21 protein-coding genes and 2 pseudogenes are annotated in these 20,649 nt (G+C 68.5%); 12 read left to right on the top strand and 11 right to left on the bottom strand.

Annotated features, from left to right (window positions below):
- Window positions 1-4 precede the first annotated feature (4 nt).
- Window positions 5-787, bottom strand: a complete 783-nt coding sequence (locus tag ABZV31_RS01105) for a hypothetical protein (protein WP_355886399.1) — start codon at window positions 785-787, stop codon at window positions 5-7.
- Window positions 788-988: 201 nt separating this feature from the next.
- Here ABZV31_RS01105 and ABZV31_RS01100 point away from each other — a divergent pair, with 201 nt between their 5' ends.
- The 8 genes from ABZV31_RS01100 to ABZV31_RS01065 all read left to right on the top strand — a co-directional run bounded on the left by ABZV31_RS01100 (window position 989) and on the right by ABZV31_RS01065 (window position 11,324).
- On the top strand, window positions 989-2,146 hold the full coding sequence (locus ABZV31_RS01100; protein ID WP_355886396.1) for a mandelate racemase/muconate lactonizing enzyme family protein: 1,158 nt from the start codon (window positions 989-991) through the stop codon (window positions 2,144-2,146).
- Window positions 2,143-3,147 (top strand): alcohol dehydrogenase catalytic domain-containing protein, encoded by a 1,005-nt coding sequence (locus ABZV31_RS01095; protein WP_355886393.1) that lies wholly within the window; start codon window positions 2,143-2,145, stop codon window positions 3,145-3,147. Before ABZV31_RS01100 ends, ABZV31_RS01095 begins: the two co-directional genes overlap by 4 nt.
- Before the next feature lie 113 nt (window positions 3,148-3,260).
- Complete coding sequence (locus ABZV31_RS01090; RefSeq protein WP_355886391.1) at window positions 3,261-4,229, top strand: hypothetical protein; 969 nt, start codon at window positions 3,261-3,263, stop codon at window positions 4,227-4,229.
- Between the two features lie 140 nt (window positions 4,230-4,369).
- Complete coding sequence (gene chvE, locus ABZV31_RS01085) at window positions 4,370-5,479, top strand: multiple monosaccharide ABC transporter substrate-binding protein (protein ID WP_355886388.1); 1,110 nt, start codon at window positions 4,370-4,372, stop codon at window positions 5,477-5,479.
- Between the two features lie 31 nt (window positions 5,480-5,510).
- Complete coding sequence (mmsA, locus tag ABZV31_RS01080) at window positions 5,511-7,070, top strand: multiple monosaccharide ABC transporter ATP-binding protein (RefSeq protein ID WP_355886385.1); 1,560 nt, start codon at window positions 5,511-5,513, stop codon at window positions 7,068-7,070.
- A complete protein-coding gene (mmsB, locus tag ABZV31_RS01075; RefSeq protein WP_355886382.1) occupies window positions 7,067-8,311 on the top strand; it encodes a multiple monosaccharide ABC transporter permease in 1,245 nt (414 codons plus the stop codon). The genes mmsA and mmsB overlap by 4 nt, the downstream gene beginning before the upstream one ends.
- Before the next feature lie 55 nt (window positions 8,312-8,366).
- Entirely contained in the window at window positions 8,367-9,515 is a 1,149-nt protein-coding gene (locus tag ABZV31_RS01070; RefSeq protein ID WP_355886379.1) for an aldose epimerase family protein, read from the top strand.
- Window positions 9,516-9,617: 102 nt separating this feature from the next.
- Window positions 9,618-11,324, top strand: a complete 1,707-nt coding sequence (locus ABZV31_RS01065) for an aminotransferase class I/II-fold pyridoxal phosphate-dependent enzyme (RefSeq protein ID WP_355886377.1) — start codon at window positions 9,618-9,620, stop codon at window positions 11,322-11,324.
- 307 nt (window positions 11,325-11,631) lie between these two features.
- Here the strand turns inward: ABZV31_RS01065 and ABZV31_RS01060 are convergent.
- The 3 genes and pseudogenes from ABZV31_RS01060 to ABZV31_RS01050 form a co-directional block, all read right to left on the bottom strand.
- Window positions 11,632-12,241, bottom strand: a pseudogene (locus tag ABZV31_RS01060) (SurA N-terminal domain-containing protein); the annotation flags it as partial.
- 191 nt (window positions 12,242-12,432) lie between these two features.
- On the bottom strand, window positions 12,433-13,059 hold the full coding sequence (locus tag ABZV31_RS01055; RefSeq protein ID WP_355886374.1) for a hypothetical protein: 627 nt from the start codon (window positions 13,057-13,059) through the stop codon (window positions 12,433-12,435).
- 55 nt (window positions 13,060-13,114) lie between these two features.
- Window positions 13,115-13,942 carry a glycoside hydrolase domain-containing protein gene (locus ABZV31_RS01050; protein ID WP_355886371.1) on the bottom strand — a complete coding sequence of 276 codons (828 nt, stop codon included), beginning with the start codon at window positions 13,940-13,942 and terminating at the stop codon, window positions 13,115-13,117.
- Between the two features lie 432 nt (window positions 13,943-14,374).
- Here ABZV31_RS01050 and ABZV31_RS01045 point away from each other — a divergent pair, with 432 nt between their 5' ends.
- Window positions 14,375-15,094 carry a hypothetical protein gene (locus ABZV31_RS01045; protein WP_355886369.1) on the top strand — a complete coding sequence of 240 codons (720 nt, stop codon included), beginning with the start codon at window positions 14,375-14,377 and terminating at the stop codon, window positions 15,092-15,094.
- A 79-nt stretch (window positions 15,095-15,173) separates the two neighbouring features.
- The gene (locus ABZV31_RS01040) at window positions 15,174-15,548 is read left to right on the top strand and encodes a hypothetical protein (RefSeq protein ID WP_355886367.1); all 375 of its coding nucleotides are present in this window, start codon (window positions 15,174-15,176) and stop codon (window positions 15,546-15,548) included.
- Window positions 15,549-15,559: 11 nt separating this feature from the next.
- On the opposite strand, the pseudogene ABZV31_RS01035 reads toward ABZV31_RS01040, so the two are convergent.
- Window positions 15,560-15,984: pseudogene (locus ABZV31_RS01035) on the bottom strand (ATP-binding protein).
- Between the two features lie 233 nt (window positions 15,985-16,217).
- Here ABZV31_RS01035 and ABZV31_RS01030 point away from each other — a divergent pair.
- Window positions 16,218-17,069, top strand: coding sequence for a helix-turn-helix transcriptional regulator (locus ABZV31_RS01030; protein ID WP_355886364.1), 852 nt, complete (start codon window positions 16,218-16,220; stop codon window positions 17,067-17,069).
- A 4-nt stretch (window positions 17,070-17,073) separates the two neighbouring features.
- The gene (locus ABZV31_RS01025) at window positions 17,074-17,256 is read left to right on the top strand and encodes a DUF397 domain-containing protein (protein ID WP_355886362.1); all 183 of its coding nucleotides are present in this window, start codon (window positions 17,074-17,076) and stop codon (window positions 17,254-17,256) included.
- Window positions 17,257-17,317: 61 nt separating this feature from the next.
- Here the strand turns inward: ABZV31_RS01025 and ABZV31_RS01020 are convergent, their stop codons facing one another.
- From ABZV31_RS01020 to ABZV31_RS00995, 6 genes are all read right to left on the bottom strand, one after another.
- The gene (locus ABZV31_RS01020) at window positions 17,318-17,860 is read right to left on the bottom strand and encodes a hypothetical protein (RefSeq protein ID WP_355886360.1); all 543 of its coding nucleotides are present in this window, start codon (window positions 17,858-17,860) and stop codon (window positions 17,318-17,320) included.
- Window positions 17,861-18,042: 182 nt separating this feature from the next.
- Window positions 18,043-18,591 (bottom strand): suppressor of fused domain protein, encoded by a 549-nt coding sequence (locus ABZV31_RS01015; protein WP_355886358.1) that lies wholly within the window; start codon window positions 18,589-18,591, stop codon window positions 18,043-18,045.
- A 1-nt stretch (window position 18,592) separates the two neighbouring features.
- Window positions 18,593-19,021, bottom strand: coding sequence for a hypothetical protein (locus ABZV31_RS01010; protein WP_355886355.1), 429 nt, complete (start codon window positions 19,019-19,021; stop codon window positions 18,593-18,595).
- Between the two features lie 120 nt (window positions 19,022-19,141).
- Window positions 19,142-19,504, bottom strand: a complete 363-nt coding sequence (locus ABZV31_RS01005; protein ID WP_355886352.1) for a hypothetical protein — start codon at window positions 19,502-19,504, stop codon at window positions 19,142-19,144.
- Between the two features lie 88 nt (window positions 19,505-19,592).
- Window positions 19,593-19,808 carry a type II toxin-antitoxin system HicB family antitoxin gene (locus tag ABZV31_RS01000; RefSeq protein ID WP_355886349.1) on the bottom strand — a complete coding sequence of 72 codons (216 nt, stop codon included), beginning with the start codon at window positions 19,806-19,808 and terminating at the stop codon, window positions 19,593-19,595.
- A gap of 306 nt (window positions 19,809-20,114) precedes the next feature.
- Complete coding sequence (locus tag ABZV31_RS00995; RefSeq protein ID WP_355886346.1) at window positions 20,115-20,609, bottom strand: DUF4265 domain-containing protein; 495 nt, start codon at window positions 20,607-20,609, stop codon at window positions 20,115-20,117.
- Window positions 20,610-20,649: the final 40 nt, after the last annotated feature.

The following is a 20,649-nucleotide window of genomic DNA, read 5'->3' as shown; positions in this document are numbered from 1 at the left end:
CGGCTCACGTGCACCACCAGAGGAACCGCTTGCACGTCTTCGTCGGTGTCGGGTCCGGGGCCGGGTTGGACGGCGTCGGCCGAGTCGTCGGGGTGGTCGTCGGCGGGGGTGCGGCCGTGGTCGCCGGGGCCGATGTACCCGTACCCGTATCCGTTCCCGTCGTCGCCGACTGCTGAGGCTTGGCCGTCTCCTTGTCCGGCTTGGTCTTCTTGTCCTTCCCGGACTTCGATGCCGACGGGGAGGCCGACGCGTCCGGCGCAGCCGTACCCGCGCCGGTGCCCGTTCCGGCCGTGTCGTCCAGCGGCTGGGCCGTCCGACCCGTGTCCGACGACGTTCCGCCGCCGTCCGCCGTGTCGTCCCCGGCCGCCGCCGGTTTCGGGCTCGAGAACCCGGGCGCGTCGACACCGAGCTCGGCGAGACTCAGTCCGCCCGCAGCCAGTACGAATCCGGCGGCGATCAGGAGGGTCCGGCGCCGCCTCCTGCGGTGCGCCGCGGCCTTGCGGTCGCGACGGCTCGCGGCCGCGCCCGCCGTGCGCTCGCCGGCCCTTCCGCGCCCGCGATTTCGCGACCGGCGTTGGGCCGCCCGGCCCTGCGGCTCACCCCGGCCGTCCTGACCGTCGTCTTCGAAGTCCTCGTCCTCGTCCTCGTACGGCTCTTCGATGACGTCCGACTGCGGACGTATGTCCGCTTCCTCCGCGTAGGCGTGAAGCGTCTCCGCTGGTGCGCCGCACCCCGGGCAGGCCAGGGCGCCGTTCAGGTGCCGACGGCACGGGTGGCAGTAGTCCATGACGCGGGAAGACTAAGTTCCCCGTAGGTAACGTTCCTAGGCGCCTCTGTGAAGGTTCTGTGGGAGACCGAAAGAGCCATCGAAAGGTTTGCCGAAACCGTTACCCGTTCGACCCATTGACACCCCCCGCGGCCCCTCCTTACTGTCACGCCAGCATTTCGAACGTGTGACGAAATCTCGAACAGCTGAGGGGCAACTGCCGTGCGCATCACCGGAATCAGCACACACGTGGTCGGGACGCCGTGGCGCAACCTGACGTACGTACAGGTGCACACCGACGAGGGCATCACGGGAGTCGGCGAGACCCGGATGCTGGGCCACACCGACGCGTTGATCGGCTATCTGCGGGAGGCCGAGGCCAACCACATTCTCGGGTCCGACCCGTTCGCTGTCGAGGATCTCGTCCGCCGCATGAAGTACGGCGACTACGGCCGCGCCGGTGAGATCGTCATGTCCGGCATCGCGGTCGTCGAGATGGCGTGCTGGGACATCAAGGGCAAGGCCCTCGGCGTCCCGGTGTGGCAGCTGCTGGGCGGCAGGGTCACCGACAGGGTCAAGGCGTACGCCAACGGCTGGTACACGACGGAGCGGACTCCGGAGGCCTACCACAAGGCCGCCCAGGCTGTCATCACCCGCGGCTACCGGGCCCTGAAGATCGACCCCTTCGGCACCGGGCACTTCGAGCTCGACCACGAGCAGACCCTCTACTCCGTCTCCCTCATCGAGGCCGTCCGGGACGCCATCGGCCCGGAGACCGAGCTGATGCTGGAGATGCACGGCCGCTTCTCCCCCGCCACCGCCGTCCGGCTGGCCAAGGAGATGGCACCCTTCAAGCCGGCGTGGCTGGAGGAACCGGTCCCGCCCGAGAACCCCAAGGCGCTGAAGAAGGTCGCCGAGAAGGTGGACCTGCCGGTCGCGACCGGTGAGCGCATCCACGACCGCATCGAGTTCCGCGAGCTGTTCGAGAACCAGGCCGCCGACATCCTCCAGCCCGACGTCGGCCACATCGGCGGCATCTGGGAGACCCGGAAGCTGGCGGCCACCGCCGAGACCCACTACATGCTGGTCGCCCCCCACAACGTGGGCGGTTCGGTGCTCACCGCCGCGAGTCTCCAAGTCGGCTTCACCTCCCCGAACTTCAAGATCCTGGAGCACTTCAACGACTTCGCGGACGCGGAGATCAAGAAGGTCGTCAAGGGCGCCCCGGAGGTCGTCGACGGCTACTTCCACCTGTCCGACGCGCCGGGCCTGGGCGTCGAGCTGGACACCGACGCTGCTGCCGAATTCCCGCAGCAGCAGGCCCGGTTCGACCTGTGGGCCGACGGCTGGGAGCAGCGCAGGCCGAAGGGCACGAAGTGAGCACCGCCGTCGTCGTCGAGGCGCCGGGCACGCACCGGCTCGTGGGCCACACGCCACGCGACCCCGGTCCCGGCGAGGCGCTCGTCGCCGTGCACGCCGTCGGCATCTGCGGCAGCGACCGCGAGGTGTACCAGGGCAACCGGCCCGAGGGGTACGTCCGTTACCCGCTCACCCCCGGCCACGAGTGGTCCGGCACGGTGCGGGCGGTCGGCGCCGGGGTGCCGGAGAGCGTGGTCGGCCGCAAGGTCGTCGGCGAGGGCTTCCGCAACTGCCAGGTCTGCGACCGCTGCCACGCCGGCGAGACGACCCTGTGCACCGCCGGCTACGAGGAGACCGGCTTCACCCAGCCCGGCGCGATGGCCGCCACGCTGACGCTTCCGGCCCGGCTGCTGCACGTCCTGCCGGACGACGCCGATCTCACCGCCGCCGCCCTCCTGGAGCCCGCCGCCTGCATCGCGGCCGCCGCGCTGAAGGCGAACGCCCGGCCGGGCGAGCGGGTGGCCGTGGTCGGCACGGGAACCCTCGGCATGTTCGCCGTGCAGTTCCTGAAGGCGGTCTCCCCGGCCGAACTGCTGGTCGTCGGCACCCGGGGCGACCGCGCAGCGCTGTCCCGGCAGTTCGGCGCCACCGACTTCCGCACCAAGGACCAGGAGCTCCCCGACGACGTCGACGTCGTGATCGAGACCGCCGGGTCCGCGGACGCCGCGCGCACCGCCGCCTCGCTGCTCCGGCGCGGCGGGCGCCTGGTGCTGACGGGCATCCCGGCGCCGGGCGCCGACGGGCTCGACCCGACCGACCTCGTGGTGCGGCAGCTGGAGGTGCACACAGTCTTCGGGGCACCGCCGGACGCCTGGGCGCACACGGTGCGGGTGTTCGCGGCCGGGCTGCTCGATCCGCTGCCGCTCGTCACCCACGAACTGCCGCTCGCCGAGTTCTCGCAGGCCATCGAGCTGGTCGGAGCCGGCGACCCGAAAGTCGGCAAGGTCCTGCTCCGGCCCTAGTCGTGCACCGGTCACGGCGTGACCTGACGGCGCCGTGTCCGGCGTACCACCCAGCTCGACGCACACCCTGAGCCGCGAACCTTGTCCGAAATACCGAACACGAAGGACAGCTTGTGACCGACGCTTCCGCCACGGCAGCCCGCAGGCCCGGTGAGCAGGCGCTCGCCGCGCTGGGCCTGAGCACCCCCGCCCTCGACCCCGCCGACGCCTCGCCCCGCAGCTTCCCGGGCGGCGGCCGCTGGCGCACCGAGATCCCCTCGTGCGAGGGTCCCGAGGCCCTGGCCGTGGTCCTCAAGGAGTCCTCGCGGCTCGACGTGCCGATCCACCGGATCAGCCAGGGCAGCGGCGTGTGGATGCTGACCGACGCCGAGATCACCGAGATGGTCGAGGCCACCAACGAACGCGACATCGAACTCTGCCTGTTCACCGGCCCGCGCGGCACCTGGGACATCGGCGGCTCGGTGCGCTCCGACTCGCGCGGCGCCGGCCTCAGGGCCCGCGGCCACGACGCGGTCGCCGGGTGCGTCGAAGACGCCGTACGGGCCACCGAGCTGGGCGTCAAGTGCCTGCTGGTCGCCGACGAGGGCGTGCTGTGGACGCTGCACCGGGCGCGCGAGCAGGGCATCATCCCGGCCGACACCACCCTCAAGGTGTCCGCGCTGATCGGCCCGGTGAACCCGGCGTCGTACGCCGTCTTCGAGCGCCTGGGTGCCGACTCCATCAACGTGCCCAGCGACCTGACGCTCGATCACCTCACCGAGATCCGCCGGGTGTCCGGCGCCCCCATGGACATGTACATCGAGGCCCCCGACGATCTCGGCGGCTATGTGCGGATGTACGAGGTCGCCGAGCTGATCCGGCGCGGCGCACCGCTCTATCTGAAGTTCGGCCTGTCCAAGGCTCCCGGCATCTACCCGTACGGACACCACCTGCGGGAGCTGACCCTGGCCACCGCCCGGGAACGGGTGCGGCGCGGCAGGCTCGCCCTGGACCTGCTGGCACGCCACGGAGCGGACGGCGACATGGCGCCGCTCGGTTCGCGGCTGCCCGGCCCGCTGAACCGGTTCGACGTCCCGGCATAACGTTCCGGAAATTCACCTTCACAGAACAAGACACAGCCGCCCACAATCCCACATAACCCTTCTCGGTCTACCACCGCACCACTCCCGGGAGCGTCTCGACCACCAGACCGAGCCCGGCACACACATCAAGGATGATGACCATGCGCAACCGCAGAGCCGCCCTCGCCGCGATAGCCGGAGCCGCCTCCCTCGCCCTCACCCTGACCGCCTGCGGGCAGAACAGCGAGGGCGGCAGCAAGGAGAAGGCGGGCAGCACCAAGGGCGCCACCATCGGCATCGCGATGCCGACCAAGTCCTCCGAGCGCTGGATCTCCGACGGCAACAACGTCGTCAAGAACCTCAAGGCCAAGGGCTACAGGACCAAGCTCGTCTACGGCGAGGACGACCCGGACACCCAGGTCTCCCAGATCGAGAACCTGATCACCCAGGGCGTCAAGGGCCTGATCATCGCGGCCATCGACAACAAGTCCCTGAACAACGTGCTCCAGGAGGCCGCCGACGCCAACATCCCGGTCATCGCCTACGACCGGCTGATCCTCGGCACCAAGAACGTCGACTACTACGCCTCCTTCGACAACGAGAAGGTCGGCCAACTCCAGGCCAACTACATCGTCGACAAGCTCGGCCTGAAGAACGGCAAGGGCCCGTTCAACATCGAGCTGTTCGCCGGCTCCAACGACGACAACAACACCAAGTACTTCTTCAACGGCGCGATGAGCGTCCTGAAGCCGTACATGGACAGCAAGAAGCTGGTCGTCAAGTCCGGTCAGACGCAGCTCAACCAGGTCACCACCCTGCGCTGGGACGGCGCCACCGCGCAGCGGCGCATGGACGACATCCTCACCTCCTCCTACAAGAGCGCCCGGGTCGACGCGGTCCTGTCGCCCTACGACGGCATCTCCATCGGCATCCTGTCGGCACTGAAGTCCGACGGCTACGGCAGCAAGAGCAAGCCGCTGCCGGTCCTCACCGGTCAGGACGCCGAGCTGGCCTCGGTGAAGTCGATCACCGCGGGTGAGCAGACGCAGACGGTCTACAAGGACACCCGCAAGCTCGCCGAGGTCGCCTCGTCCATGGTCGACGACGCCCTCAAGGGCAAGAAGCCGCAGGTCAACGACACCAAGACGTACGACAACGGCACGAAGGTCGTCCCCGCCTACCTGCTGCAGCCGGTGAGCGTCGACAAGAACAACTACCAGCAGGTGCTGGTGGACGGCGGCTACTACACCGAGGCCGAGCTCCAGAAGTAACCGCACCCACCACCGACTGGAAGGCACGACCATGGCGGGACCCGTCCTGGAAATGCGCTCGATCGTCAAGACCTTTCCCGGTGTCAAGGCGCTGTCGGACGTCACACTGACCGTGCGTCAGGGCGAGGTCCACGCCATCTGCGGGGAGAACGGCGCCGGAAAGTCCACCTTGATGAAGGTGCTCTCCGGCGTCCATCCGCACGGCACCTACGAAGGCGAGATCCTCTTCGAGGGAGAGGTCTGCCGCTTCAAGGACATCCGGGCGAGCGAGCAGCACGGCATCGTCATCATCCACCAGGAGCTGGCACTGGTGCCGTTCCTCTCCATCGCGGAGAACATCTTCCTCGGCAACGAACACGCCACGCGCGGCTTCATCAACTGGAACGACACCCTCAGGCACGCCACCGAGCTGCTGCGCCGCGTCGGCCTCGACGAGCACCCCGAGACCCGCGTCGCCGACATCGGCGTGGGCAAGCAGCAGCTCGTGGAGATCGCGAAGGCGTTGTCGAAGTCGGTGAAGCTGCTCATCCTCGACGAGCCGACGGCGGCCCTGAACGACGAGGACAGCGGCAAACTCCTCGATCTCATCCTGGAGTTGAAGAGGCAGGGCATCACCTCGATCATCATCTCCCACAAGCTGAACGAGATCCGCAAGGTCGCCGACTCGGTGACGATCCTGCGCGACGGCCGCACCATCGAGACCCTCGACGTCAAGGCGCCGGAGACGACCGAGGAGCGGATCATCGCCGGCATGGTGGGCCGCGACCTCGACCACCGCTTCCCCGAGCGCACCCCGCACCAGCCGGAAGAGGGCGCGGCCCCGGCGCTGGAGATCCGCAACTGGACCGTGTTCCACCCGATCGACCAGCAGCGCAAGGTGGTTGACGACGTGTCGATCGAGGTGCGGCGCGGGGAGATCGTCGGCATCGCGGGCCTCATGGGCGCAGGGCGCACCGAGCTGGCGATGAACGTCTTCGGGCGCACCTACGGCCGGTACGCGGGCGGCACGGTCCTCAAGCACGGTAAGGAGATCCGTACGAAGACCGTCGCAGAGGCGGTCGCCCACGGCATCGCGTACGTCACCGAGGACCGCAAGCAGTACGGCCTGAACCTCATCGACACCATCAACCGGAACATCTCGCTGACCGCCCTGAACAAGGTCGCCAAGCGGGGTGTGGTGGACGAGCACGAGGAGCGGCAGGTCGCCGAGGGCTTCCGCACGTCCATGAACATCAAGGCGCCGACCGTCTTCGAGCCGGTGGGCAAGCTGTCCGGCGGCAACCAGCAGAAGGTCGTCCTCAGCAAGTGGATCTTCGCGGGTCCGGACGTGCTGATCCTGGACGAGCCGACCCGCGGCATCGACGTGGGCGCCAAGTACGAGATCTACACGGTCATCGACCAGCTGGCCGCGCAGGGCAAGGCGGTCGTCTTCATCTCCTCCGAGCTGCCCGAGCTGCTCGGCATGTGCGACCGCATCTACACCATGGCCGCGGGGCGGCTGACCGGTGAGGTGCCGCGGGCCGAGGCCACGCAGGAAGTGCTGATGCGCCGGATGACGAAGGACACACAGGACAAAGAGGTAACGCGATGAGCACGGATGTGACCGCCAAGACCCCGGCCCCCGCGCCTCCGGGCAGAAGCGGATCGGCCGCGGGCGAGGGCCTGCTCCAGCTGATGCTGAACGGCATGCGCCGCAACATGCGGCAGTACGGCATGCTGATCGCGCTCGGCCTGATCGTCGTCCTCTTCGAAATCTGGACCGGCGGGGACCTGCTGCTGCCGCGCAACGTCTCCAACCTGGTGCTGCAGAACAGCTACATCCTGATCCTCGCGATCGGCATGATGCTGGTGATCATCGCGGGCCACATCGACCTGTCGGTCGGCTCACTCACCGCGTTCGTGGGCGCGGTGGCGGCCGCTCTGACGGTCAGCCACCATGTGGCGTGGCCGGTCGCCGTGGTGCTGTGCCTGCTGGTGGGCGCGGCGGCGGGCGCGTTGCAAGGGTTCATGATCGCCTATCTCGGCATACCGTCGTTCATCGTCACCCTCGCCGGGATGCTGCTCTTCCGCGGACTGACGGAGATCCTGCTCAAGGGGCAGACCCTCGGCCCGTTCCCGGACGGGCTGCAGAAGATCGGCAACGGCTTCCTGCCGGAGGTCGGCCCGACCACCAACTACCACAACCTCACGCTGCTCCTCGGCCTCGTCCTCATCGCCTCCGTGGTGTGGCAGGAGGTGCGGGACCGGCGCCGCCAGCAGGAGTTCGCGCTCGACGTGCTGCCCGCGCGGTTGTTCGCGCTGAAGCTGGTCGCCCTGATCGCCGCCGTCCTGGTCGTCACACTGCTGCTCGCCAGCTACAAGGGCGCGCCGATCGTGCTCATCATCCTCGGCGTCCTGGTGGTCGGCTACGGCTACGTCATGCGCAACGCCGTGTTCGGCCGGCACATCTACGCCATCGGCGGCAACCTTCCGGCGGCGAAGCTGTCCGGCGTCAAGGACAAGAGGATCACCTTCCAGGTATTCCTGAACATGGGCGTGCTCGCCGCCCTGGCGGGTCTGGTGGTCGCCGCCCGCCTCAACGCGGCCTCGCCGAAGGCGGGCGTGAACTACGAACTCGAGGCGATCGCCTCGTCGTTCATCGGTGGCGCGTCCATGAGCGGTGGTGTCGGCACCGTCCTCGGCGCGATCATCGGTGGTCTCGTCCTCGGTGTGCTGAACAACGGCATGAACCTCCTCAGTGTCGGAACCGACTGGCAGCAGGTCATCAAGGGCCTGGCCCTGCTCGCGGCGGTCGGCTTCGACGTGTGGAACAAGCGCAAGTCCGGTTCGTAAGTCAGCTCGGGCCCCGCCTGTCACAGGCGGGGCCCCTTCCTTTCGGGGAGCCGCAATGGAACTGAGCAGACGCACGGTCATAGCAGGCGCGGCGGCGGGAATCGCCGCCACCACCACGGTCGGCACGGCGCAGGCCACCGCGGGAGGCAGGAAGCCGGTGAAGGAGCTCTTCGGCAGGCTCGCCGACGGCACGAAGGTCCACCGCTGGTCGCTGGAGAACGGCGGCACGCGGCTGAAGGTCCTCTCCTACGGCGGCATCGTCCAGACGCTGGAGTTCCCCGACCGGCACGGCCGCCGCAAGAACGTCGTCCTGGGCTTCGACACCATCGACGACTACGTCGCGAAGAGCCCGTACTTCGGCGCCCTGATCGGCCGCTACGGCAACCGCATCGGCAAAGGCCGCTTCACCCTGGACGGCAAGACGTACCAGCTCTCCGTGAACGACGGCGAGAACAGCCTGCACGGCGGCGCCAAGGGCTTCGACAAGCGGATCTGGGACGTCGAGCCGTTCACCGAGGACTCCGACGTCGGCCTGCACCTGCACTACACCAGCGTCGACGGCGAGATGGGTTACCCCGGCACGCTCAAGGCGAAGGTGACGTACACCCTCACCCGGCACGGCGACTGGCGCATCGACTACGAGGCCACCACCGACAAGGCCACCGTCCTCAACCTCACCAGCCACGTCTACTGGAACCTGGCCGGCGAGGGCAGCGGCACCATCGAGGACCACGAGCTCACGATCGCCGCCTCCCGCTACACGCCCACCGACTCGGGCCTGATCCCCACGGGCGAGTCGGCGAAGGTCGCCGGCACCCCCTTCGACTTCCGCCACGGCAAGGCCATCGGCCAGGACATCCGGGCCGGTCACCCGCAGCAGGTCCAGGCCAAGGGCTACGACCACAACTGGGTCCTGGACAAGGGCATCACCGCCAGGCCCGAGCACATCGCCACCCTGCGCGACCCGCGCTCCGGCCGCACCCTGAAGATCGCCACCGACCAGCCGGGCCTGCAGTTCTACTCCGGCAACTTCCTCGACGGCACCCTCGTCGGCACCGGCAGCCACACCTACCGCCAGGGCGACGCCCTCTGCCTGGAGACACAGCACTTCCCGGACTCGCCGAACCACGCGCACTTCCCGTCGACCGTGCTCCGACCCGGGCAGACGTACCGGACGTCGACGGTCCACTCGTTCGACGCGTGACGTCACACATCCTTCACGTGAGTTGAACGGCGCCACCCCTGCCTCCGTATGTAAGGGCGGCCCGCGCTCCCCCGCGCGGGCCACCCACAGACGGAGGTTCTCTTGGCTGACAACGTCACCTCGCTGTTCCGCAGCACGTCGGCACACAGCCCCTCGATGGCGGCGCTGACACGTGAGGGCGACGGGACAGGCCCGGTGGACTTCTGCATTCCGTGCAACCCCTACTTCCCGACTCCCGCCATGTTCGACGACATGGCGGCCCGGTTGCGCGAGATCATCACGTACTACCCGAGCAGCGCGGACACGATCACCGCCGAGCTGTGCAGCCTCCTGCAGCTGCCGCCGCAGTGCGTGGCCATGGGCAACGGATCGACCGAGCTGATCACCTGGATCGACCACCTCCTGGTCCGCGAGTCCCTCGCCGTCCCCGTCCCCACCTTCGGCCGCTGGACCGACCAGCCCATGGAGACCGGCAAGCGGGTCGACATGTTCCCGCTCCAGGAGTCCAGCGGCTTCGCCCTCGACCTCGCGCAGTACGCCGAGTTCATCCGCAGGCGCGGCACGCGGGTCGCCGTCATCTGCAACCCCAACAACCCCGACGGCGGCTTCCTGCACCGGCACAACGTCGTGCAGTTCATGGACGCGATGGCCGACCTGGACCTGGTCGTCATCGACGAGTCGTTCCTCGAATTCGCGGACGCCGAGGCCGAACCCAGCGTCGTCCAGGAGGCGATGCTGCGCCCCAACGTCGTCGTCCTGCGCAGCCTCGGCAAGAACTTCGGCCTGCACGGCATCCGCTTCGGCTACCTGGTCGCCAACCCGGCGCTCGCGGGCAGGGTCCGCTCGATGCTGCCGAAGTGGAACCTCAACTCCTTCGCCGAGCACGTGGTGTTCATGCTCAAGGAGCACGGCGCCGAGTACCAGCAGAGCCTGCAGCAGGTGCGCCGGGACCGCTTGGAGATGGCCAGCCAGCTCTCTGCGCTGCCCGGCCTGACGGTCTACCCGTCGCAGGGCAACTTCCTCTTCGTGCGCCTCCCCGTGGGTGCCGAAGGCACCGTGATCCGGGACCGGATGCTCACCGAGCACCGGATCCTGGTCCGCGAGTGCGGCAACAAGATCGGTTCGTCCAGCCGCTTCCTGAGGCTCGTGGTGCGCCCCCAGGTGGACGTGCGTCGCCTGGTGTCCGGCCTGGAGTCGGTGCTCTACGGGTCCAGGAGGGGAGCCGCCGTACCCGAGCTGGGTAACGGGACCAACTACAGCTCGGGTACGGCGGCGGTGGACCGGCTGGTGAGCCAGACCAACGGGGCCGGTATGCGGGGGCTCGCCGCTCAGGCCGCCGGTGCCGGCTCCACCCCGGGGCTCCCCCCCGCCCCGGCCGCCGGCACCGGCATGCCGCTCCCCGCCGCCGCGTCCGCTGTGCCCAACGCGCAGCCGGTCGGCGGCGGGATGCCGATGCCGGCGGCAGCACAGGCCGCTCAGCCGCTCGCCCCCGTCCCCGCTCCTGCTCCCGCTCCGGCACCGGCGCAGCCCCTGGCCCCCGCGGCACCGCAGCAGTTTCCCGCCCCGGCTCCGATGCAGGCCCCGATGCAGGCCCCGATGCAGGCCCCGAAACCGGTGCCCGCCGCGGCCGCGACAACGGGGCCCACCCCGCCGGGCGTCCCGGCGCGCGGCGGCCTCACCGCGGCCCAGGTCCGCGGCATGACCGCCCCGGCCCCCGGCACCCCCGGCCTGACCCCGGCCCCGGCGACGGGCTGGCCCAGCCCGCAGGACTGGCCGAACGCGGCGGGGATGGGGCAGCAGGCGGGATGAGGGCATTGGGCTTCCCTCAGTGGGCGACGGGCCAACCGGTGCTCCAGTCCAGCAGGTTGATGCCGAGCTTGGGCGTGCCGTTGTCGTTGCCGTCGTAGTGCTCGCCGAAGGAGAGAAAGCCGATGGGCACCGCGCCGTCGGCGGTGTCCTTGGCGTTGACGATTTCGGCGAGCAGGTCGTCGGACAGCAACGCGACCTGGGCGCCGACCTGGGGCAGGCGCCGGTGGCTGGGGACGAAGACGTACTTGCTGCCGTTGGAGCGGAGCACACCGAGGATTCGGATGTCGACCTTGTACTTCAGGTAGCGTTCGCGCAGCCACGGGGTCTTCGCGTCGACGCCGCCCTTCTGGACGTCCCAGGCGCCGTAGCGCGGGTTGAGGTCGATGTGGAGTTCGCCGGAGACGGTGGACAGGGCCTTCCAGAAGGCCGGCTGGCTGGTGTCGGTGTGCTGCCGCGCCGCCAGCTTCCGGGCCTCGACCTGGAGGCGGAGGTTCTCATCGAGGCGCTGCGGCGCCACCCCGTACTGCTGGAGCCACGCGGTCTGAAGCCCCTTGGAGCCGCCCGCCTGCTGCTCCAGCCCGGTGCGCAGGTCCTGTACCTCGCGGGGTGTGACGGTGCCGCCCGCGTCCCGGGCGGCACGGTCCAGCACCCGGTCGAGCACCATCAGGTGCAGGGTGTCCCGGGCGAGCGTGCCGGTGCGGTCGACGGCCTGCTCGTACTGCGTCTCGTCGGCCACCGCGGCCCGCTGTGCCCGGCGCACCTCGTCCACCCGGCTCTGCAACTGCGCGACGGTGATCCTGCCCGCCCACGACGGCGGCCGCGCCGGGATGCGCCTCGTTTCCGCAGGCGGCGAGGAGAGGGGTCGCGGCGATCGCGGCGGACAGGACGAGCGCGGTACGACGACGGCGGCGGTGCAGGTGAACCTCCCGTTGGAGATTGCAACAACAGGTGCGGCGCGCGGCGCCTCCACCAGGGGTGGTGGTCGGGCGACGGGCGGGCGCACAAAGTCTTGCGATCACCGATCGCAGGCAGCGGCCGGGCTCCGGCCAACCCATTCGACCAACGATTCCCCGGGGCGTTTCAGGTACTGCCGCGCGTCCCCTGCGGCTCAGCCGCGTGCGCGCACCGCCCGCACGACGGCGTCGGCCACGTCGGCGCGCAGCCCGTCGCCGGTACGGACCGTGGTGACGTTCCCTCCCGCGCGTCCGCTGCCGACCAGCACGAAGCCGATCTTGCCGTAGTGCGGGGCCGTCTCGCTCGCCGCCGCGACCTCGGGCCGGCCGACGGCGAGGACGACGTCGCACGAGCGCTGCAGCATCCCGTTGAGGAACGGCCGCGCGTTGCCGACGCTCTGCTCGCCGGTCACCTGGCCGTAGCTGACCCGGGCGTGGGTCGTGCGGGAGGCGTCCTGCATGCCCTGCCAGACCTCGGCGGCGGTGGTGCCGGCGGTGATGCCGTCCTTGCCGGTGAGCAGGCAGGCGTCGGTCTCGGTGTAGTGCCGGGCGCGGGTGTCCGGGATCGGCGGGCGGTCGTCGTGCCCGGAGAGCAGGACCATGGTCACGACGAGCGCGCCAACGACGGCCACCGCGCCCGCCGCCAGCGCGATGGTGCGCCCGCGCAGCGAGCGCAGCCACCGGCCGGCGGCGCGCCCGGCCACGGCGAGCGGGCCGCCCACCGACGTCTGCGCCTCCTTGGCGGGACGCGCCTGTGTCACCTGTCTGACCTGCTTGCTCACGCCTACCGCCCGATCTGCCTGTCGCTGCCGTTCCCGCCGGTCCCGTCCGGTCCGCTCAGCCGGTGATGGCGACGGGTGCGTCCCACGCGTCACGGTCGACGGTGAGGGTGACGCCGCCGTGCGCCTCCTTGCTGTTCACCATGTACTGGTGGGCGCGGCTGTGGTTGGTGAACTGGCTGGATCCCCAGGGCCAGTCCGTGGTGGTGGTGTTCGTCTTGTCCCAGAGGGCGTACCAGAGGTTGCCCGGCAGGTCGGTCTTGTTGCTCGCGGTGGCGATGGCCTTGGCGCTGGAGCTGGTGAAGCCGTAGAAGCCGGCGCGGTAGGTCTTTGCGCGCAGCTGCTTGTCGAAGGCGCGGACGTAGGTGAGCACGGCGTCGTTGCACGACTTGTTGGTGATGTCGTACGGCTCCATGTCCAGGTAGATCGCGCTGCCGGCCTTCATGCCGAGCGCGGACGCCTTGGCCACGGCGTCATTGGCGTCGCTGGTGCCGAGGGAGGAGGCGGTGGAGGCGGTGAGCTTCTCCGGGTTGGCGCTGGTCTGGCACGGTGGCTGGGCGCCGACGTAGATCGGGATGAGCTTCCAGCCGATGGAGCTGACCGACTTCACCCAGGAGGCGGTCAGGTTGGGCTGGGAGCAGCCGCGGTTCTTGCCGCCGACGTAGACGGCGGCGGCGCCGTAGAAGCCGGTGTGCCAGGCCTTCATGGTGGACAGCGAGGGGGCGGTGCAGGTGTCGAAGGCGCGTCCGGTGAACGTCTTCTGGGCCGGCCAGGTGGTGGCGGCCATCGAGCTCTGCGCCGCGATCCCGGCGCCCGCGACGACAGCGGCACCGGCCACCGCCCACGTGACGTACCTGCGCTTCTTGGACTGCCGGTGCTCGGCCATCCCCACCCCTGTCTGTGTTGTGCACGCGCGCGTACGGGCGCGCGTGTGCGTGCGTGGTGCACGCGTGCCGGATGCGGCGTACGGCGACGATCGGGCGACGTGCGTCCGCTGGAAATCGTTGCTGAGCCCCCTGATGCGGCGCGCGTGGTCCGTCTGCCGACACTCCCCAGGCGCCCGAAGCGGATCGCAAAATAACCGATGGGGTTCCTGTGAACGGAAAACGGAACCCCTTGATCGGCACATGATTCTCTCAAGCAACGGTAAAGACATCCGTGTGACGGGTGATCGGGGATGGTCGCCCCACGGCAACTCCCCGTCGCCGCGCTCTTCTTGACCGATCGGTGATCCATTCCTGACCTGTGCGTGATCTGTGCGTCCGCTGAGCGTCGTATGGTCCGCTGGCCGCCTTCCTGGCCCGTTCGAAGGACTTCCATGCACATTCCGCCCCGCGCCGTCCGCGTTCTCGCCGTGGCCGCGCTCCCCCTCGCCCTGGCGGCCTGCGGCTCGACCAAGAGCACTTCCGCCACGGCCACGGCGTCCCCGTCCCACACGAAGGACCCGAACGCCGGCCTGCTCACCGGCGCCCAGCTGAAGCAGGCACTCGCCCCGGCGTCGTTCTTCGCCACCGGCTTCGCGGTGGACCCGAGCGCGGCCAGGGACACCGGCGACACCTTCACGCCCCCGTCGACGGCCCCCGCGGCCAAGCCTGACTGCACGAAACTGAACGGCACCGCCTGGATCGGGATCACCGGGGTCACCGGGGTGTCCTTCGCGCAGAACGACTACGTCAACAAGAACACCTCCGAGGACATCGGCCAGGAGATCGACGCGTACCGGGGCACCACGGCGGCGAGCGTCATGAAGGACGTGGCGAAGGCGGCCACCTCCTGCACGGGCTTCACCGACTCCCAGACCCACTCCAAGGTGAAGGTCGCCGGACAGGCCACGCCCGGCCTGGGCGACGAGGCCTACACGATCACCCTGACGGACCCCTCCTGGGAGAACGGCACCACGCTCGTCGCCGCCCGTGTCGGCACGAACGTCGTCAGCGTCATCTCCACGGACGGCCACGACAACGGCGCGGCCACGGCGAAGAAGCTGACGGAGCGGATCGTCGCGTCCCTGAAGAAGACGCCGGCGAAGACTTCCTGACGGGTCTGCGCACACCGCCCGGTGGCTTGATCTTGCCCCTGCGGTGCCATGGCGGCCGCGCCGTCGTGGGGGGGTGGAGATGGAAAAGCGCCTGGAAGCCGGCTGGTTCCAGCGGATCGCCTGGTCGGTCCTGGCCTGCGCCACGCTGGGCCTGCTGATCTGGATCCCGTTCCTGTACGTGGCGATCCGCCGCGGCCGGGGCTCGGACTGGGGCGCGTTCGCGGCCTTCGCCTTCTACGGGTGCGTGACGCTGCCCTGGGCGATCATCACGTCCGACGGCGACGGCGACCCGATCCTGGGCGCCGTCGCCGCGCTGTGCTGGCTGACGGCGGCGGCCATGCTGCTGTTCGCCGTCTTCGACGACCGGCGGCCGGCGCAGGGGGCGCAGCCGCCGTACGCGGCACCGGCGGCGCCCGCGCAGGGTCAGCCGTACGGATACCCGTACGCGCGGTAGCGGAAGGCGGGTCAGACGGCGGCCAGCTCGCACCAGACGACCTTGCCCCGGTTGCCCTCCCTGGCCAGCGGCTGCCATCCCCACAGGGCGGCGCACGCCCGGACGAGCCCGAGCCCCCGCCCCTCCTCCAGGTCAACGACTTACTCCAACGGCACTGGCGGCTCCGGCGGCGCGGGGTCCGCGTCCCACGCCCCGATCCGCAGCACCCGGCCGCCCAGCGCACCCGGAGCGCGGCCGGGCCTTTGGTGTGCCGTACGGCGTTGGACACCAGCTCGGCGGCAAGCAGTTCGGCCACGTCCACGAGGCGGATCAGCCCATGCAGGGTGAGGATGAGCCGGAGGGTGCGACGACTGACGGTGACGGTGCGCGGGTCGTTGGGGATGTAGAGGCAGTACTCCCAGGGGTCGGTGGGAGCGGCCTGGGCGGTTTCGGGCATGGGTGAACTCCGTTCGGGTGGAGGGGTGATTGCCGTTCGCGGCGGTGTGCGGGCGGTGGCCTGCCGCAGCCGTCATGGCAGGACGGAGCGGTGCGCTTCCGGCACCCCGGATTTCGCAGCGTGTGCGTCGCGTCACTGACGGTAGGGGTTACAGTTTCGGTTGAGCAAGCCGGTCGCGTAATCTGACCCCGAACGAGTCGCACTCACAGGCGCGTTGCGCCGAAGGGCAGTCAATGACGACGAGGCGCGAACCAACGGCACGTCAGATGCGCCTGGCGGTGGAACTGCGCAGGCTCCGCAGCGCGGCAGGACTTGCCGCCCGGGAGACGGCAGCGCTGCTCGGAGTGAGCCACGTCCAGATCAGCCATATCGAGTCCGGGCTTACAGGCGTGAGCGAGGAACGGCTCCGGCAGCTGGCGGCCAACTACGCCTGTTCCGACGAAAAGTTGATTCACGCGCTGGTGGCCATGGCGACTGATCGCACGCGCGGCTGGTGGGAGGAGTACCGCGGGCGTCTGCCTACGGCGTATCTCGATCTCTCGGAGCTGGAGCATCACGCCAGTTACCGGTGGGACGTGGACTTCCTGCACATCCCAGGCCTTCTCCAGACCGATGACTATGCTCGCGCGCTCTTCTCCTATGTGAACCCGGAGTTCCCCGAGGCGGAGGTGGAGCTTCGCGTGGAACACCGGATGAAGCGGAGGGCCATCATCGAGCGACCCCGACCGGTCCCGTACGAGGCCGTCATCCATGAGGCAGCACTGCGCATCAGGGTTGGTGACCGCGCCGCAGCACGCGCTCAGCTCGCCAGTGTCCTGGAACTCTCCGAAGCCGACCACATCGCAGTACGCGTCATCCCGTTCGACCTGGACGGATTTGCTGGAGCGGGAAGCGCCATGGTGTACGCGGGCGGACCCATCCCCAAGCTGGACACAGTGGTGCGCGACGGCCCCCACGGCACGGTGTTCATCGATGCCGAAGCCCAACTGGGCCGCTTCCGAACACTCTTCCGTAGGCTGGAAGCAGCGTCGCTTGAACCCGAGCGTTCTCGCGACTTCATCCACAGACTGGCGAAGGAACTGTGACGCGATGACCAACCACGGAACCTGGCAGAAGTCGTCCTACTCCGGCGGCGGCGAGGGCAACGCCTGCGTAGAGATCGCCCACCGCCCCACCCACATAGCCGTCCGCGACTCCAAAGCCCCAGCCAGGGCCACCCTCACCTTCCCGGTCGAGGCCTTCACCACGTTCCTCGAAGCCCTGAAGCGGTAGACCTCCCTGTTCAGCCCAGGCCTGCCTGGACCACAACTCCGTCCACCCGGACCGAAGTGCCCTACTGTCCCACCACCTGGTCATACACCCCGTCGTACAGGTCCGGGGACATGGCCAGCCTGCCCTGGTCGTCGACGAAGAAAGCGCCCCTGTCGTAGCACACGTTGAAGGTGGTCACCATCTGCTCGATCGAAGAAAATTCGGTCTCTGTCGGTTCCCCGACGAGAACTCCTGCCACCACGGCTTCCTCACCGGGAGCCCACACGGCGGCGTACAGGTCACCGCCACCGCTTCCCAACAAGGGCACCCAGTGATCGCCCAGAACGTCATCCCCCGTATATGCGTCCCTCATACGCAGACCCTCTTCAAGGGAGAGAGGGCTGTACCCCGGAATCACATTGACCTGGTCCTGAATCTGGCCTGGCACGACTGCCACGCCGTTGCACCAGCGGAACCACTGAGCAACCGAATCCGGGACGGCCGCCCCGAGCACCGACGCAACATGGTCCGCGTCCACTCCCGGAAGCATCCACGCCACCACAGGCCTGCCCATGGCTTCCAGGCGATCACGCAAGCCCTCGAACTCCGCATCCAGCGCTCTCAACCCGCTCCCTGTCTGACTCGCACGTAGTTGCTGGAACGGTGACTGCTCCCCGGCACACCGCTCGTTCGACGGACACGCCCCCGACGAGGACCACTGCTACGCGTTGATGGCTGTTTTCCCGGCTCAGTCGCTCTGCTGTCCAAAGCGGACACACCCAGGGACTCGCGGACCTCGGCTCTGAACTACCTGCGGCCGACGACGGACACCCGACGCGGGTCCACCAGGTTCACGCCGCTCTTCCCCAGTCTGTCCTCCAGCGCTGCGAGCCCTCGGCGCTTCGCATAGTCGGATTCTTCGGCATAGATCGGAACGAGCCATACGAATTCCACATCGTCGGCAGAATTCCCTGTCCGCCAGAACTCATGAGCAAGCGAGTACGGCGGCGAAGCCAGGAACCGGTCGGCCTCGAATCCCTCGATCCATGGACGCCCCAGGTTCATGATGGAACCGAAGTTCACACTGTGTCCGGGCAGCGAGTGGAAGTGCGCGACCATCGCGAGACTTTCGATATGCCTCACCGATTGTACCGGCGAAAGGATCACGAACTCCCGCCGGTCCTCACCACCTACCTGGTGGGCACCAACGGAGACATAAATCCAGCTCTCCTTGGGGCGTGCCGGAGCGATACGCCGTACGTGAAATCCCTGAAGGCTCTCTCGAACTGGACCGGCCGTCCACTCGAAATCTTCTTGTTCACGGTCCGGCCACATGCCGCGAAGATGTGCCGTCACTTTACACTCGCGAGTTCTCCATGATCCCGTCGAGATAGTCAGCCAGTTCCCGAGCCAGATAGACCAATGTCTCAGTCTGGGTCTCGTTCATCTCGCCGAGAGCCTCACCCAGCATGAGCCATCCGTTGACAGCTTCCAGTTGGAAACTCTCGGCGAGTCCCAGTTCGATCTCCGAGTCGAACAACGGAGCGCTGGTGAGTTGGCCAATGGCCTGCTGGAACACCTCATCGGCCTCACCATCCAGTCGCTCCCCACTCCTGCGGATCAAGGAATCGAGTGCAGCAGGGTCGATTCCCCAGTCATCGGGCATCTCCATGCCGAGCAAGGGCGCCTGCAGCCTTCGCAGGGCGAGGTACGCGGCCTGATGGCGCTGCCGCCGGCCCATGGCACGAATCCGGGCCGACAGGGCTTCGTCGTCATGCCAGTCCAAGTGGCTGTGGTTCACCGAGCTGCTCCAAGAAAAGCCGGAGGCCGCCCCCAGGGGTCCGAGACGCCTGGAAGCGGCCTTACAGGACTCGGGTCAACCCCGAGAGATCGGAGCGAGAGAACCTCACTGTTCGACCCAGGTGTGCCTGGACCACATCTGGTCGCGGTCCGCGGCCTCCAGGAGAAGATGGATCCCTGCCTCCCGAGGGAGGATGCACCCCTTCGGCCAGTGGATCTCCTCCCCGGCGACCATGATCTCCACCTGTTCGGGATCGTCGACGAGTCGCAGGTTGTAGAACGTCCGGTCGCGAAGTGCCGTGACCGTGGAGAACTCCGGTTCCACAGTCACGATCACACAGTCGTCCTCACCATCGTCCAGGGTCAGGCCGAGGGACGCATCCGACGGAATCGACCGGTACACATCCGGGAGCTGTGACAGAGGCACCTCTGAGTGACGGTACGAAAGGTCCCACACTTCGACGGTCACCACAGGTGCTGCTTCAGGTGCTCGTCGAGGCCGCCGACGGTCCAGCCGGCCTGGCGAAGGATGGAGCGGAGTGTGGGAACAGCGGGGCTCATGCGACGCGCCGCACTTCGACAGGGGCGGTGATCACATCGGTGACCTCCGGTGCGAAAGCGTCCTCGAAGTAGAGCTCCAGCGCCTCGCGCAGGTTCTCCAGGGATTCCTCAATGGTCTCGCCCTGGGAGGTGACCTCGACCTGGAGACAGCGGGCCACGTACCACTCGCCCTCGTGAGTGATCGCGGCGGTCAGGTGCAGTGCGCCAGCCATGTCGCCAGTCTGGCATGCACCGCCCGTGGCCCTGGACCTGGACGTGCCCCGCACGGATCGTGCGCACGAGGTCCGCTTCCCGGCTCCCTGGCCGCGCCGCTTCGGAGCGGCGACGGTGTCGCCGGAACGGGACGCGGGGGTGTTCGCCGGCCTGCACGCGGTGCGGTCGGTGGAGGCGACCGGCACGACCCGGTGGGAAATGCGGCACAGCCGCTGGAGCGGCGACTGCCCCCAGACGCACAGATCCTTCGACGACTACGCCCCCGACCAGGACCGCTCCAACGCGTTGACGGCTGTTTTCCCAGCTCAGTCGCTCTGCCGTCCACGGAACGGCTCGGAATCCCCCCACTCCCAGAACGCGGTGCCTGCGTCGATTTCGTGCTGAACGGCCCGGAACAGCGGACTGGGATCCGACGATTCAGGGACGTCGACCGCGACGTGGCGGTCGCCACTCCACTCACTGAGAAAGCCACCGGACTGGACGGCACGTTTCAACGCGTGGCGAGAGTCGTCACTCGGGCGGGGTTCTACGAAGAAAACCCGGAAAACGCGTCGCCCCGATCGCCCGGCCACCCTCTCCACAAACCGTGAGTCACGGAGTTCCACGACGTCCCCGAGGGCCATCCCATACACACGGAACGGGATGCAGGCGACTTCATAACCTCCGTCGGTACGGGTCGAGAGCCAGATTTGTTCGCACATGCCATCGAAACCGAACGGCTCCAGATCCACCATGGCGATGTAGTTCTCCGCTTCCCGGCCTACTGGATCTTCGTGGGTGATATATGTGATCTCACTCATCCCGGCATTCTCCTCGTTCTCTACGTTCCCAAACACGCGG

Origin of the sequence: Streptomyces sp. NPDC005202 (assembly GCF_040608235.1) — a bacterium.
GTDB lineage: Bacteria > Actinomycetota > Actinomycetes > Streptomycetales > Streptomycetaceae > Streptomyces.
This window is presented reverse-complemented; position numbering and strand designations above follow the sequence as displayed.

Coding starts and splice junctions, on each gene's coding strand:
- ABZV31_RS01105 (WP_355886399.1), bottom strand. CDS start 787: ATGGACTACTGCCACCCGTGCCGTCGGCACCTGAACGGCGCCCTGGCC.
- chvE (WP_355886388.1), top strand. CDS start 4,370: ATGCGCAACCGCAGAGCCGCCCTCGCCGCGATAGCCGGAGCCGCCTCC.
- mmsA (WP_355886385.1), top strand. CDS start 5,511: ATGGCGGGACCCGTCCTGGAAATGCGCTCGATCGTCAAGACCTTTCCC.
- mmsB (WP_355886382.1), top strand. CDS start 7,067: ATGAGCACGGATGTGACCGCCAAGACCCCGGCCCCCGCGCCTCCGGGC.
- ABZV31_RS01070 (WP_355886379.1), top strand. CDS start 8,367: ATGGAACTGAGCAGACGCACGGTCATAGCAGGCGCGGCGGCGGGAATC.
- ABZV31_RS01050 (WP_355886371.1), bottom strand. CDS start 13,942: ATGGCCGAGCACCGGCAGTCCAAGAAGCGCAGGTACGTCACGTGGGCG.
- ABZV31_RS01045 (WP_355886369.1), top strand. CDS start 14,375: ATGCACATTCCGCCCCGCGCCGTCCGCGTTCTCGCCGTGGCCGCGCTC.
- ABZV31_RS01040 (WP_355886367.1), top strand. CDS start 15,174: ATGGAAAAGCGCCTGGAAGCCGGCTGGTTCCAGCGGATCGCCTGGTCG.
- ABZV31_RS01030 (WP_355886364.1), top strand. CDS start 16,218: ATGACGACGAGGCGCGAACCAACGGCACGTCAGATGCGCCTGGCGGTG.
- ABZV31_RS01025 (WP_355886362.1), top strand. CDS start 17,074: ATGACCAACCACGGAACCTGGCAGAAGTCGTCCTACTCCGGCGGCGGC.
- ABZV31_RS01000 (WP_355886349.1), bottom strand. CDS start 19,808: ATGGCTGGCGCACTGCACCTGACCGCCGCGATCACTCACGAGGGCGAG.
- ABZV31_RS00995 (WP_355886346.1), bottom strand. CDS start 20,609: ATGAGTGAGATCACATATATCACCCACGAAGATCCAGTAGGCCGGGAA.